8 protein-coding genes and 4 pseudogenes are annotated in these 14,678 nt (G+C 66.5%); 9 read left to right on the forward strand and 3 right to left on the reverse strand.

Annotated elements, in window-relative coordinates:
* Window positions 1-253: 253 nt before the first annotated feature.
* The 6 genes and pseudogenes from OG462_RS02720 to OG462_RS02745 form a co-directional block, all read left to right on the forward strand.
* Window positions 254-508, forward strand: a pseudogene (locus tag OG462_RS02720) (DDE-type integrase/transposase/recombinase); the annotation flags it as partial.
* 1,175 nt (window positions 509-1,683) lie between these two features.
* Window positions 1,684-2,739: an ATP-binding cassette domain-containing protein gene (locus OG462_RS02725; protein ID WP_406054080.1), complete on the forward strand. Its 1,056-nt coding sequence runs from the start codon at window positions 1,684-1,686 to the stop codon at window positions 2,737-2,739.
* Window positions 2,736-3,593, forward strand: coding sequence for an ABC transporter permease (locus OG462_RS02730; protein ID WP_406054082.1), 858 nt, complete (start codon window positions 2,736-2,738; stop codon window positions 3,591-3,593). The genes OG462_RS02725 and OG462_RS02730 overlap by 4 nt, the downstream gene beginning before the upstream one ends.
* A gap of 118 nt (window positions 3,594-3,711) precedes the next feature.
* Window positions 3,712-6,405 carry a class IV lanthionine synthetase LanL gene (gene lanL / locus OG462_RS02735; protein WP_406054084.1) on the forward strand — a complete coding sequence of 898 codons (2,694 nt, stop codon included), beginning with the start codon at window positions 3,712-3,714 and terminating at the stop codon, window positions 6,403-6,405.
* A gap of 523 nt (window positions 6,406-6,928) precedes the next feature.
* The gene (locus OG462_RS02740) at window positions 6,929-7,063 is read left to right on the forward strand and encodes a hypothetical protein (RefSeq protein WP_406054086.1); all 135 of its coding nucleotides are present in this window, start codon (window positions 6,929-6,931) and stop codon (window positions 7,061-7,063) included.
* A gap of 566 nt (window positions 7,064-7,629) precedes the next feature.
* Complete coding sequence (locus OG462_RS02745; protein ID WP_406066329.1) at window positions 7,630-9,267, forward strand: ABC transporter substrate-binding protein; 1,638 nt, start codon at window positions 7,630-7,632, stop codon at window positions 9,265-9,267.
* Between the two features lie 524 nt (window positions 9,268-9,791).
* Here OG462_RS02745 and OG462_RS02750 read toward each other — a convergent pair.
* Window positions 9,792-10,298: pseudogene (locus OG462_RS02750) on the reverse strand (transposase); the annotation flags it as partial.
* A pseudogene (locus OG462_RS02755) lies at window positions 10,286-10,806 on the reverse strand (winged helix-turn-helix domain-containing protein). The pseudogenes OG462_RS02755 and OG462_RS02750, both read right to left, overlap by 13 nt.
* A gap of 1,068 nt (window positions 10,807-11,874) precedes the next feature.
* On the opposite strand from OG462_RS02755, the gene OG462_RS02760 reads away from it, so the two are divergent.
* Window positions 11,875-12,246: a hypothetical protein gene (locus OG462_RS02760; RefSeq protein ID WP_406054088.1), complete on the forward strand. Its 372-nt coding sequence runs from the start codon at window positions 11,875-11,877 to the stop codon at window positions 12,244-12,246.
* A gap of 626 nt (window positions 12,247-12,872) precedes the next feature.
* Window positions 12,873-13,046 carry a hypothetical protein gene (locus OG462_RS02765; protein WP_406054090.1) on the forward strand — a complete coding sequence of 58 codons (174 nt, stop codon included), beginning with the start codon at window positions 12,873-12,875 and terminating at the stop codon, window positions 13,044-13,046.
* 417 nt (window positions 13,047-13,463) lie between these two features.
* Here OG462_RS02765 and OG462_RS02770 read toward each other — a convergent pair.
* A pseudogene (locus OG462_RS02770) lies at window positions 13,464-13,683 on the reverse strand (transcriptional repressor NrdR); the annotation flags it as partial.
* A 496-nt stretch (window positions 13,684-14,179) separates the two neighbouring features.
* On the opposite strand from OG462_RS02770, the gene OG462_RS02775 reads away from it, so the two are divergent.
* Window positions 14,180-14,479 carry a zinc-ribbon domain-containing protein gene (locus OG462_RS02775; protein WP_406054091.1) on the forward strand — a complete coding sequence of 100 codons (300 nt, stop codon included), beginning with the start codon at window positions 14,180-14,182 and terminating at the stop codon, window positions 14,477-14,479.
* Window positions 14,480-14,678 lie beyond the last annotated feature (199 nt).

The following is a 14,678-nucleotide window of genomic DNA, read 5'->3' on the forward strand; positions in this document are numbered from 1 at the left end:
GACCGGATCTTGCCCATGGTGTCCATGCCGCATATCCCCGCCTCGTGGCTGCAGGCACTCGCCCCTGGCGGCCGGCTCGTGACGACTATCGCGAACACCGGGCTCATCATCACCGCAGACAAGACCGACGACGCAGGAGCCCGGGGCCGTGTGGGAGTGGGACCGGGCTTCGTCGAGAACATCCCCTCTGCATCGACTGCCCGCCACCGAAGTTTCCCCTCGCCGCTGATCTTGATGAACACCTCATCCAGATGCCAGGCGCTTCTTCCGGGAGCTGATGAAGAAGACCCGGTCGGTGCCCCGTGTGATCGTCACCGACAAGCTCCGCTCCTGCAGTGCCGCCCATCGGGAGGTGATGCCGCCGGTGGAGCACTGCTCGCACAAGAGCCTGAACAACCGGGCGGAGAACTCCCACCAGCAGACGAGGCAGGGTGAATGCGCAATGAAGGGCTTCCGCTGCGCCAGCGCAGCACAACGGTTCCCGGCTGCGTTCACCGGAATCTCGCCCCGCACAACGTGACAACGCCCCCTCGCGGCATGAGCCACATCAACTGATCCACGAGTCTTGACTATTGCTCCTGCTGCCGTGGAGCGTCGGCGTTGGCCCGCTCGGCGAGGGACTCTGCATCGGTGAGGGAGGCAGCGTCACACAGCCAGCACCTGCAGCACCGGCCGGACAGACCGGTTCAGCGTCCCCAGCCTGATCAACGCGGCTGCCATCCCGCCACCCGGCATGTCTCAGATCTCTCCGTCACATTCCTTCGAATTTTTCAACGTGGTGATTCCGCAGACCTCGGCAAGACGGGCAGTTCACAATCTTCCCCGGACGTCAGCCCTTCCCCGTGAGCGAGAGGACCATTTCCAGCATCTGGATCTCTGCCGAGTCATTGGCCGTACGGGTGATCAGCGAGGGCGCGCCGCCCCAACTCCCGCACTGAGGATGACTGCACCGGGTCGATGATCGCGTCGCGCACGCCCCGGCCCAGAACGTAGGCGGGTCCTGGCACCGTAGAACACGGCTCCGATGTTGCAGACGACCTGGCCGGAGGAGACGCCGACCGTCAGGGCGCCGGAATGCGGGATATGTGCGGTGCCCCTGTCCGCGGCGCCCATCTGAGTATGGATTACTCATACGAGACAGCATCGGTGAGGTCACGCTGTTTGTGATTGCAGCACATCGAGACAAGGAGAGAGTGATGGCAGCCATTAAGTCCCTTCAGCAGCTCACTGAAGAGGAAACTGCGCTGGACCAGCACGTGTGCCATAGCATTTGTGACATCACGCTTGTCTGCTCCACCCGCAATACCCACTGCGGTATTACGCCGACGGGATTCGCACCCCCTCACGTCAAGTAACGGGCAGCAACCAGTCCGGACTCTGGCCGGCCGCGGTGGAATCAATCACCAATGAGGCTTTCTCGGCGAAATAGTCTGGCAGCCGCGGGCCGGCCGGACCGCTTGCCCCGTCATGGACGGACGTGGAGCCCCTGGCAGGACAGGTCTGCCAAGATCATGTCCACGAACACCAGGGCTTCACGTTGGTTGCCGGTATTGCCATGCTCGATGTTCCGCGCCAGCGGGCCCGGCGGTGCCTGGAAAGGGCCGTGCACATCCTTGCCCCCCAGGCAGGCCCCGCGGCCCACCCCGCCCTCGCCACGGCCCGCCGCACCCTGGACTCCCTGACATGAAGATCAATCAGCCCTACATCGCTTCGGCCGGTATCCGCGCCGAGGGCCTGGTGAAGTCCTACGGCAGCGTACGGGCCTTGGACGGTATCGATCTGGACGTGCCCCAGGGCACTGTCCTGGGACTGCTCGGCCCCAACGGTGCGGGCAAGACCACCACGGTCCGGGTGCTGACGACGCTGCTCCGGCCGGACCGCGGCCACGCGGCTGTCGCGGGCGTCGATGTCGTGAAGCATCCGGACGAGGTGCGGCGCAGGATCGGCCTGGCGGGCCAGTCCACGGCCGTCGACCAGCACTTGACCGGCCGGGAGAACCTTCACATGACCGGCCGGCTGTACCGGCTCTCTGTGAAGGCCGCGAAGGCCAGGGCGTGCGAGTTGCTCGAGCGGTTCGGCCTGGCGGAGGCGGCGGACCGCACGGCCCGGTCGTATTCCGGTGGCATGCGCCGCCGGCTGGACCTGGCGGCCGCGCTGGTCGTCTCCCCGCCGGTGATGTTCCTGGACGAGCCCACCGCGGGTCTGGATCCGCCTAACCGGATGATGCTGTGGGACACCGTCAGGGAACTCGTGAGCGAGGGCACCACCGTGCTGCTCACCACCCAGTATCTGGAAGAGGCCGATTTCCTGGCCGACGCCGTGTGTGTCGTCGACCGTGGCAGGGTCATCGCCCGCGGCAGCCCCGACGAACTCAAAGCCCGGACAGGCGGCGACCGTATAGAAGCCGTGATCCATCACCACACGCAGATCACGGCCGCCGCAGACATTCTGCGGCCCCTCGGCGCGGACCTACTCACCTGCGACCCCCACACACGCAAAGTCACCGTCCCGGTCACCGGAGGGGCCAGAGCCCTTGCCGAAACCATCCGCCGGCTGGACGCCGCGGGAATCGAGATCGACGACATCGCCCTGACCCGCCCCACCCTCGACAACGTCTTCCTCACCCTCACCGGCCACGCCACCACAACACCGGTGGAAGACAGCGGGAAAGAGGGCCTTCCAACAGCATCGGGCTCCCCGGGCCCAGGGTTCCGTACCGCCCAAGGCGAGGCCGCATGATGAGTGACACAGAAGCCGTACCGCGCACCGCGCTCTCTCAGTGGATCACGCAGTTTCAGTGGTCCGTGACCGACTCACTCATCATCGCCAAACGCCACCTCATCCGAATATCCCGAATACCCCAGACAATCATCTTCGCGGTCATCCAGCCCATCATGTTCACCGTGATGTTCAGCTACGTCTTCGGCGGATCCATGAACATCGGCGACACCACGGACCCGTCCGCCTACCGCGAATTCCTGATCCCCGGCATCCTCGCCCAGACTGTCACAGTCGCCGCCACCACCGCCTGCGTCGGCATCGCCGACGACATGCACACCGGTCTCTGGGACCGATTCCGCGCACTTCCCATGAGCCGCGGCGCTGTCCTGACCGGCTGCCACATAGCCAACCTCGCCCGGACCGCGCTCACCCTCACCGTCCTCACCGTCGTCGCGCTGCTGATCGGCTGGCGCGTCCATACCTCGGCCGCACACGCGATGGCGGCTTTCGCGCTCCTCCTGCTCCTCGGCTACGCCTTCTCCTGGGTCGGATCCCTGACCGCCCTCTGCGCCCGCACCCCCGAAACCGCGGGCTCCGCCGGCCTCCTCTGGGTCTTCCCCCTCACCTTCATCTCCAACGCCTTCGCCGACTCCAGCAACATGACCCCCTGGCTGCGCCACATCGCCGAATGGAACCCCTTCAGCGCCACCGTCCAAGCCACCCGCACCCTCTTCGGCAACACCAGCCTCAGCGAATCCACCGCCTGGCCCATGCAACACCCCATCCAGGCATCCGTATTCTGGAGCCTTCTCATCATCCTCGTCTTCCGTGCCCTCTCCGTACGTAAATACCGGTCCGAACCGAAGATGTGACAACGAGGCAGGAATTCCAAAGGCGATCGCGTCTGGCCAGAAAAGGACAATGACTGCCGGATTCTCACGGCATGACGATATCCGAATGCCGGTATTCGAAGAATGTTGAGGAGGAGATATGACGGGCAGTGGATCGCCGGATGCCGGTCCGGTTTCGGTGAGGGCGGACTCGGTGTTGCTGATCGATGTGGCACGTGCGGTGCTGGACCGATGCGGTGGGCAGCGGTGGTCGATCAATCCGGAGGATGCCTGGTGCTATCTGTCCCCGCCGGACGATCATTCGCGTGAGCACGGGTGGAAGCTGCACGTGTCGGCGACGCCCCTGTCGGCGCCGCTGGTGTTGGCGCGTGCCGGTGAGGTGCTCGTGAGCGCGGGATGCGCGTTCAAGTTCGGTACCGATTTGCGCCGCGTGGCGGAGCTGGTGGACCAGTGGTACTCGCGTGGGGGCGGGGGCAAGTTCATCACGGTGTATCCGAAAGATGACGAGCAGTTCCGTGAGCTGGCCGAGCGGCTGCACAAGGTGACGGAGGGGCTGCCCGGGCCGGACATTCTGTCGGACAAGCAATTGCGCCCGGGGAGTCTGGTCTACTACCGCTACGGTGAGATCAGCGGCGGCGGCCACCGTGTCTTCACCGACGACGGTGTGTTCAAGCGGCAGATGCTGGGTCCGGACGGCACGGCTGTCGAGGACGAGCGCAACGCGTGGTTCTCGCCGCCGCCGTGGGCTTCTTCGCCGTTCCCCGACGAAGAAGCTGAGACACCGCAGGTACCCGATTCGGTGCTTCTGGGCGGCCGGTACCGGGTGCGGAAGGCGATCCGGCACGCGAACAAGGGCGGCGTCTACCGGGCCACAGACGAGCGCGACGGCTCGGACGTGGTGATCAAGCAGGCCCGCGCCCACGTCAGCTCCGGCCTCGACGGCACCGACATACGCGACCGCCTGCGCCAGGAATCCGAGGTCCTGCAGGAACTGCAGCAGCTGGGCGTCTCCCCGCGCTGGGTCGAGCTCATGCGGGTGGAGGACGATCTCTTCCTGGTCCAGGAGCAGGTCCCCGGACAGACTCTGGAGAGGTGGGCCCAGGAACACGGCGACGGAGCCCTGTCTGTTTCTGAGGCGTTGAAGACGGCATCCGGCCTTGTGGACCTCGTCGAGAAGATCCACGGCAACGGATATGTGATCCGTGACCTCAAGTCCAGCAATGTCATGGTCCTCCCCGACGGGGATCTGCGGCTCATCGACGTCGAGTACGTGACCCGGAGCGGCACCGTGTGCCGTCCCGTCGGCACGCCGTATTTCATGGCCCCTGAACTGCCCAAAACCGACGGCGCCAACAGCGAGGCCACGGTGGCCGCAGACTGCTACAGCCTGGGCGCCACCCTCTTCCACACGGTCACCGGACTCATGCCCTCGTGGCTGGCCCGCCAGAACGACGCGACGCAGCAGGACACCGAAGAGATCCTCGCCCAGATCGCCGGCGACCATCCCGCCCTGACCGGCTTCGCCAGGCTGATCCTCAGTCTGACCGAAACAGATCCGGAACAACGCTGGACTCTCGCCCAGGTCGGCGACCGGCTCACCGCTCTCGCCGACGGCAACGGCGCGCTGCCGGCAACGGCTCCTCACCAGCGCGCACTCACCGACGAACGTCTCGACGCCCTCATCGACGAACAGACACACCTACTGCGGACCTCGATGACCCCGCGAGCCCAGCAGCTGTGGAAGCAGTCCCAGGACGACCAGGACGTCTGCTCGCTGTGGAACGGCGCCGCCGGGGGCCTGAGCGCACTCACCCATGCCGCCGCACACGACACCACCCTGTCCGAGACCGTCACCACCGCCGCCGCATGGATCGACCAGCGGCTGTCCGCCATCCCCAGGCTCCTGCCTGGCCTCGCCTTCGGCCGCGCCGGCACCGCCTGGGCACTCCACGATGCCGGCCAGCTGCTCGAAGACCCCAGCCTGCAGTCCCGCGCCATCGAACTGGCCGCGAAACTTCCCACCCGGTGGCCCATCGCGGACATCACCCACGGCCTGTCCGGCGCCGGCATGACCCACCTGCGCCTCTGGCATGCCGCAGGCAAGCCCGAAAGCCTCGAGCAGGCCCTGGCCTGCGCCGGCGCCGTACTCACCGCTGCCCGCCGCGACGGCGACGAATGGACCTGGCCCACCCCCGAGAAAACGGACTCCACGCTCGCCGGGCAGAGCACCTATGGGTTCGCCCACGGTGTCGCCGGCACCGGAGCCTTCCTGCTCGCCGCCTCACAGGCCGCCGAACGGAACACACCCGGCTCCGGACAGCGGTTCCATGAAGCGGCACTCGGCGCGGGCGACACCCTCATCCGCGCCGCGGTGACCGCCAAGACCAGCACAACCTGGCCCGGCAACACCAAGAAGGGCGGCTCGGGGGACGCCATGAACGGGATGTTCTGGTGCAACGGAGTCGGAGGAATCGGTGCTTTCCTCATCCGCCTGTGGACCGCCACCCGCGAGCAGCGCTTCGCGGACCACGCCGAACAGGCCGCCGCCGCCATCACCCGCAACCCCTGGCCCCACGCCACCGGCGCATGCTGCGGGCTCGCTGGAGCGGGACACTTCCTCCTCGACATGGCCCACCACACCGGCCAGGACACCTACCACCAACAGGCCCGCGGCCTCGCAGCCGTCATCCACACCCGCACCACCACAACCTCCCGCGGCCCCGGGCAACCCCAACCCGACCACAGCTACCAGAGCGGCGTCGCGGGAATCCTCCGCTTCCACCTCCGCCTCCGCCACGGCGGCCCCCACCCCTGGATGCCCGAGCACGCGTAAATGCCCCTGCCGGCCCACGCGGACATCCCGCGCACCGCTACACCCCTCGCCATCCGCGAGCATGCTCGGGACCTGTGGATCGGTCCGGGGCAGGGTGCCTCGCGGAACGCCGGGGCGTACTCCTTCAGGATGAGGCGCACCGCAGCACGATCCGCCTGCCCCGGGGCGGCGGAGTCCGGGTGCGGGGCCGGGAAAGCCTGGGCGGAGTGCTCAGCGTCCTGTCCGAGGCACCCGGCGGGGGTTTGGGGTGTGAGCTCTGCCCGTCGAACGCCGTCGGTGCCACTCCGTCACCGGGCCTACGGGGATGGCATCTGCGCGGCCGGGCGTGCGTACCCGCACGCTGTGCCCGGGGCATTGAAATGCCGGGGCGTGTCCGGCAAGGCTGCCCGCTGGTCCCGGGGGGCAGGCCGGGTGGTCTTTGCCGCGGGTTTGAGCGCTCGGAGCAGGGGGTGGCGTGGGCGGCGCCCATGTCGGGCGGCGGGACCAGCGCCAGGGACAAGGCCCGTTCGAACGCCACGGTTCGATGCCGGCAGCTGCCCGGGACTGCTGCGGGCCGCAGCCGGCCGGTGACGCCGTCGTCGTCCTGGGCATCACGATCCACCGAGTGGTCGTCGCCGGACGGCGGCCCGTCACCGGGCCGCACCCGAAAGATGCCTGATGCCCCCGGACTCTCTCAACAGGTTCACAGGCCGACTGTGCTGGGCGGCCTTCGGCGGACACGTCGCCCAGGCCACATCTGCCCCACAAGACCGCCCGGTTGCAGCGTCTGCTGGGCAGGCCCACTCGTGCGCGCAGTCGGCCACACCGGAATGCGGCCGACTGCGAAGTCACCAAGGCGCGAACTCGGGTCAGAGAGGGTCGCTGGACGAGTGACTCACAAGGACCTTGTCACGTACTCACTCGAATGGAACTGAGCAGGCAATACTCCATATCGGATTCCGCGGCCGCCCGGCGAGCTGTCCGGCAGTGCGGCGGCGGGACACCTGCTGCGCTGCCCCGCTTCCACGAGGCTGCGGCCGGGATCCGCGAGGCGAGTCGAGTAGCGGCTACTCATCAGTAGGTCGTGATCACAGGATTAACTCCCCTCGCATGCGACCACGCCCATCCGGCACCGCATTCGACCGCCGAATGCCTGGTTCCGATCGTAGGCGATGCCGTCCTCGAAGACCTTCGGGACGGGTGACCGGCTGCACAGAATCCATGCAGACTCATGAGGAGGAAGCCGTGCGCGGTGCCAAGAGCGCCAAGTGGGTAACGGGCGCGATCATCGTTGCCCTTGCTGCGACTGCCTGTGGCGGGGGTAAGAGCGACAGCGGCGACGCCAAGGGCGCTGTCGACCCGAACGGAATCTTCTCCGTCGAGCTGGGCGAGCCCGAGAAGCCCCTGCTCACCGGTGACACGATGGAGTCCAACGGCTCCGCCGTGATGGCCGGCCTGTTCTCGACCCTGGTCGACTACAAGGCCGACGGCTCCCTGGAGATGATCAACGCCGAATCGGTCACCACGACCGACTCGAAGACGTGGACCGTCAAGCTCAAGCCGGGCTGGACCTTCCACGACGGCACCCCGGTGACCTCCAAGTCCTACGTGGACGCGTGGAACTGGAACGCCAACGTCAAGAACGCCCAGGGTCTGTCCTCGTGGTTCGCGGACATCAGGGGCTACGACAAGGTCCACCCCGAGGCCGAGGGCGCCAAGCCCGCCGCCGACAAGATGGACGGTCTCACGGTCGTCGACGAGACCACCTTCACCATCGAGCTCACCAAGGCCGTTCCGTACTTCGGCCACAAGCTCGCCTACATCGTCTTCGCCCCGCTGGCCGAGTCCTTCTACAAGGACCCGGCCGCCGGTGGCCAGAAGCCGGTCGGCAACGGTCCCTACAAGTTCAAGAGCTGGGACCACAAGAGAAAGATCGAGATCACTCGATACGACGCCTACAAGGGCCCGAACAAGGCGAAGAACGGCGGTGTGGTCTTCAAGAACTACACCAGCCTCGAGGCCGGGTACGAGGACCTGAAGTCGGGCAACGTCGATGTTGTGCGCGCAATCGCGCCGAAGGACCTCCCGGTCTACCGCCAGGACCTCGGCGACCGCGCAGTGGACCAGCCGTTCTCCGCGATCCAGAGCATCGCCGTCGCCTTCTACGCCGACCAGTGGAAGAAGCCGAAGAAGGTCGACCCGCGCGTCATCCAGGGTCTGTCGATGGCGATCGACCGCGCCACCATCACCAAGACGGTGCTGAACGGCACGCGTGAGCCCGCGACCGGCTGGGTCGCCAAGGGTGTCCTGGGCTTCCAGGAAGACGGTGGCGCCGGCGTCACCAAGTTCGACCCGGCCAAGGCCAAGGAGCTCATCAAGGCCGGCGGCGGCGTCCCCGGCAACAAGATCTCCATCCAGTTCAACGCCGACGGTGGCCACAAGGAGTGGGTGGACGCTGTCTGCAACTCCATCCAGCAGGCCACCGGCGTCCAGTGCGTCGGCGACGGCAAGCCGGACTTCCAGGCCGACCTGACCGCTCGTAAGTCGAAGCAGGTCAAGTCGCTGTACCGCTCCGGCTGGGTGCTCGACTACCCGGTGAACGCCAACTTCATCTCGGACCTGTTCCGTACGGATGCCGGCGGCAACCAGGGCGGCTTCTCCAACAAGGAGCTGGACGCCCGGATCGCCAAGGCGGACTCGGCGGCCACCCTGGAGGAGTCGGTGAAGGCGTACCAGGCCATCGAGAAGGACCTGGTCAACTACATGCCGTCCATCCCGCTCTGGTACTACAAGGTCAACGCGGGCTACTCCGAGAAGGTTTCGGGCGTGGCGTACGGCCAGGACGGCGACCCGATCCTGACCGGCGTCGAGGTCAAGAAGTAATCACTCAAGCGTAGTCCACCTGCAGAGGGTGGGGCTGACGGACAGTCAGCCCCACCCTCTGCAGCTCTGCGTTGCAAGACTGCCGGATCACGCACCGCACCGGTGAACCGTCGACGATCAGCCGGCACAAGTCCGACTCGACTGCCCGCGGCAGCGCATCGAACCGAGGACCCGATACACGGTCGCGGCCATGACACTGGGACAGCCATACGAGCCGCCTTGTGAGGTTCGCGCAATCGTGCACGGTCCATGAGCTGTGCCCAGTGGGCCCTCGCGGGCGCGGGGACGGCATGTTCTGGACGTGGGCACGCTCCTCGCCGACAAGCGCCGGAACACGACGAAGCTCGGGTTCGCCGTGCAATGGACACCGTCCGGATGCTCGACACGATTCTGGTCGACGACCCAGCCCCGCGGCACCGGCGTCCACGTCGGGTTCGTGGCCGCGCTGCTACGGCTGGACCCGGCCTGCCTGCCCGGCGGACTACACCGTACGGCCCAAGACGGCCTATACTGACGTCAGCTCGTCAGGGTGATAGTTGCTCGACGAGGGTCAAGCCGGTCCCCGCTATGAAGCCGTCGAGGGTGTGGGACCGGTATTGAAGGCGTTTGAGCCTGTTACGGACAAGGGCTTCGAGCTGGTCGAGGGCCATGACGGCGAGGTTGGCGAGGCTGCGTTTGACGTGGGCCCATACCCACTCGACGGGGTTGAGGTCGGGCGAGTAGGCGGGCAGCAGGAACACCGTCAGCCATGCCCGCTCGGCCACGAGGGCCTGCATCCTGCGGGACACGTGGGTGTTCAACCGGTCCCAGACCAGCACGATTGGTGCCCCGACCAGCTGGTGGACACCGTCGATCAGCGCGATGAAGTCCCGCTCGCCCATACTGCGACGGGCACTTTTCCCCGCGGGATGACTCCGCAGGCGGTGACACAGCCGGGTCCGGGAACCCGGCCGCATTGCAATCAGCCCGGCCACTGACAGCCGGCCCGAACGGCGGCCGCTGATGGTGACAACCGGGGTCACTCCGCGCCGGCCCCAGGTCCGTCCCCGCGGCGGCCTGCGGGTGAACCCGGCTTCGTCCTCGAAGCAGACGTAGCCCCCGCAGGCCGCCCTCGCCCTTTACCTCCGCCCAGGTCGCCTCCTTCCATACGGCGACAGCCTGCTCATCGCGCTCCGCGACCCGCCGGGCGGGCACCTGCGGGCTGAAGCCCAGCCGGTGCATCAGCCGGGTCGCACCCGAGACGCTGTAGGAGACATGGAACTTCCTGCCGATCAGCGTGGCCACCCGCGAGGCGGTCCACACCTGGTCCTCCACCCAGCCATGCGCGGCCGGCCCCTGCTCCAGATACGCGGCCAGCTTCTCCAAAGACCGCGGGGACAGCCGGCACCGCGACCCGCTCGGACCACGGGAGGCCAGCGCCTGAACACCGCCATCCCGCCACAACTGGTGCCACTGATAAGCCGACTTCACACTCACCCGCAGCCGCCGTGCGACTTCCGACGGCTTGATCTGCTGCTCGAACAGTTCAGCCGCCTGCATCCGAACCGTCTCCCGACGCCGGCGCCCCGTCGGCGTCAGCCCGCCCCCATCTGCATATCTCACACCTCACGGATACAGCCACCCGCCTTCACCCGTCAGGGACTTCACACAGATTCACCCCGACGAGCTGAAGTCAGTAAGCACACGAGGGAGCTCCAAGAGGTCCTGACAAAGGGCGTTGGACGTGTCGGTGGGTGATGAGGCAGGCGGCGAGGCCGAGGAACGCGTCGGGGATGCCGTCGCGTCTTTCCCATCGGACGCGCAGGCGCCGGAAGCGCAGGCATAGCCCTCGCGATCGCCTGTCGCCCCCATGTCCGGCGTCGCTCACGCTCAGGATCTCGACTGCCGCCACTTCCGCTTCCGGGAAGACGCCCAGGCGGAACTCGACCGGGACCCAAGCGACCCGAACCGGCTCGACGAAGATCAGGGACCTGACGACGGCATCGCCTGCGAAGCGCTCCCCAGGCGCAACAGCGCAGGCGCTGTGCCGCCGGTGACCCCGCGCTCTACCACCGTGCCACCGGTGCATCCGAGTGCCGGCTCCGGTCCGCCCGGTCTCACCATGGGCATGAGCCTCACCCTGACCGCCGGATCCACCATGGCGGCCGGCTACCTCACGACACGACGCCTACCCGCGGATCGAAACGCCCCTGAGCGACACCACGGTACTCGCACACGGCGAGGAAGATCGTTCTCCCACAATCACGCAAATGCCTCCTGGTGCTCGCGCACAGCACCAGGCCGTTGAGGCTTCACCACCGACAACCAGCTGACGAATCTCCGCTGCGTCCGGCCTGGCGGGCGGCTGATCCAGTTCTCACCGTTGGACACCCAGCGGGAAGGGGGTGGAGGGGATTCGCGGGCGCTTGACAAAGGTGACGGGCACGGACTGTCTGGCCGGGGTTGACGGGGCACCATGCGACACGGACGGTCAGGCCCGCAAGCCTGGACCACGATGGACACGGCGAAGGCCGCATCCAAGATCCCGACCGAAACCGCGCGGGGACGGCCGGGACTTTGAATGCGGCCTGCGGCACTATTACGAGCAGGAGCCGCTGATGCCTCAAGGTGATCTCGACCATCACCGATTCGTTCATTCAGGTTCTTGATCAGGTCAAGGTCACACGCGGCAGGACAGGCGAACGCCGGGGCGTCTCTGCTGTCCTAGGCTTGTTGTGGTGCCCGTCCAGCCATGGAGATGCCCCGCGCGTCCCTCCCGCTTCAACAGGAGGCTATGTCACACTCGCCAGAACCGTGGCCGGAAAGCATCCTGATCTCATTCCGCAAACAATGTTAGACGTAGTCTCTCTGCTTTATCGTTATCGCTTCAGTCTTGTTGATCGCGGCGATTTCGGTCTGCTTTCAGATGAGAATGTGATCGGACCCTGCATGACCATGGAGAGCGAAGCTCCGATCATTCCGGCAGCGACGGCTAGGTAGGTTACCCGTCGCACGGATTCATTGATGCTGAAATTCTTGGCTTGCACGGTGTCCATTTCCTGGAAGACGAGAGAACCGGCAGTCGCCAGCTCGCACTTAATGCATGCATTAAGCAAGATACGACCCGGTGTGAAATTTAATCCTGCTGACGGACGACTTGATTCAGATTTATATCCGACGGCGCCGGCCGCCCGCGCATCTATGAATCGCACGAATGGGTTTGTGCCCGCACGAGTATGAGGCACTCATGATTGAAGCTTCAGACTCAACTACTGCGGTAAGGAACCCTCGTCGGCCACCTTTCCAGCCACACTGGACCTTGAACCGTTCCGGGTTCGGCAGAGATCTCAGATGTTGGTTGTGACCTGGGGTTTCGTGGTGGTCAGGTAGCGGGTGGCTTCGTACTCGGAGGGCGGGGTGTGCCCTACCTCGCCGTGCAGCCGGGTGTGGCTGCCCAGTCGGCCCATTCGGCGGTAGCGAGTGGCGCCTGGGCGAGGGATCATCACGGCCGCTGCGGCTTGATCACCTCGGTTTCGACGAGGCCGGTCGTGGACTTCATCAGCACGTTGACGCTCCTATAGTCGTCAACTGGCCGCGTAGTGTGCTTGCGCCGCGGGTCGGAGCAGGTGCTGGACCTCGCGGGCGGCGTGGCGCTCGAGGCGGCGGATGATCTTCCGTTTCGTCTTGCCCTCGACAGTGCGGCTCGCGACGTAGTCGATCGCGGGCTGATGGAATCACATCCGGACGATGACGGTTCGGGAGATCGCGGCATTCAGCTGCCTGTGGCCCGCCGTGGTTGATGCGATGCCTGCCGCTGGGTCATGCCGGAGCCAGTGGGTACTGGAGCGATGCCCGCAAGCTCGGTGAGTGCAGCTTCGGACTTGATTCTTTCGGGGTTGTCGCCTGGCAGATGAAGGACCTCACCAAGCCTGCCCCCGACAGCCGCCGATAGGACACGGATACGCATCGTGAGGGGGCGGAGCCGCACCGAGCCGATGGCTCTGCCGATGACGAGGAGCAGCGTTTCTCGGGCGGTTCGGGAGGCGCTGCCCGCGTCGGATATCGATGGCTTCGGACAGCAGCTCGGTGCCGACCGGCAAGACGCCGTGTGCCGCTCGCCCCAGGCCCGGGACAAAAGCGCTGGCTGCGGGCGTAGGTGGCGGCCCTCGTCCCGCCGTTGCCGAGTACCGGCAGGTGCCTTCCGTTCTCGTCGGCATCGAGGTCTTTAAGGCTGTCGAAAGCCTTGTACGCGGACGCGAAGCGCAAGTACGCGACGAGGTCGAGCTTCTGCAACGGGCCGAGAATAGCCAGACCCACGTCATGGGTGGTCAGCTCGGCGCTGGCGGTGGCGCGCACCGCTTCCTCGGCCCACTCCCAGTGGCCGAGCTCGGCAAGGGCGTCCCCGGTGACCGGTCGCCCCTGGCGCGCCGTGCGGAGCAAGTGAGCAATCGCTGGTCACGTCCATGTCCTCGGCTCGGTTTCATAGAGCCGCGGTAACCCGTACCGGACGGTCCTGAATCGCTGCTGAAGGCCGCCGAGGCAGGAGCGTTGGGCCGGGACGCGGTCCGGCCGACCGGGTAGATCTAGCTCCGGCGGCCGCGGCCGCCGGTGCCAGTAGACGCTGTCCATGCACTCCAGGTTGGCTTTCACGGGTGTCCGGCGCAGCTGAGGCTCTCCCTCCAAGAGGGCCGGCCCGTGCAGCCGAGGGCTTACGCGCTTGCTGAATTCAGCCTGGCATCCGCATAGAAGCCTTCGAAACCAAGACGCCAGAGCGCTGTGGCACTTTCGTTTCGATGGGTTCTGGCGGGAGAGGCCATCGCAGGGTGCGCGGGGAACAAGGCGTGATCCTGGCGGAAGCCAGCGTCACCCTCGGCGTGAAGCATTCCCGGCCCCCGCGAGGCTGGGAGTCGCCCGAGTCCCACTGCACCATGTCATGGCGAGTGCCCCCGGGGAGCTGAGCCGAACCGACAGCTGCCGACTCGGCTGTCAGTGGGGCGCACCACGTGCCAATTTGGCTGTGGTGTACCCGGCGGTCACTGCGATCTGGCACCCGGCGTTGAACGACGGTCTGCGTCCTGAGGATGTGCGGCCGAGATCGAACAAGGTCATGTGGTGGCTGTGCCCTGACTGTGAGAAGCCCTTCCTGGGAGCAGTCGTGGACCGGGTGGTAGCCCGGCATTGCTGCTGTGGTGCTTGCGCGCGCTTTCGGTCCTGGAGCGCTCGCAGGGCGTAGGGCCCTACCGCGCGGCCTCGCCGATGAACTGGCTGCGGGGCTGGGCGTCCCTCAGCAGACAAGGGGCTGGCGATCTGTGTCGGGGGCCGGCGCACGGGGTCGGTTATGGCGGCTGCCCCGGTGCTGCAGTAGGCGTGAGAACCGGCCAAGTTGGAGCGGGTGACTGTGAGATTCCACGAGGCGGGGTGGGACACCTGCG

It is taken from the genome of Streptomyces sp. NBC_01077, assembly GCF_045162855.1.
Taxonomy (GTDB): Bacteria; Actinomycetota; Actinomycetes; order Streptomycetales; family Streptomycetaceae; genus Streptomyces.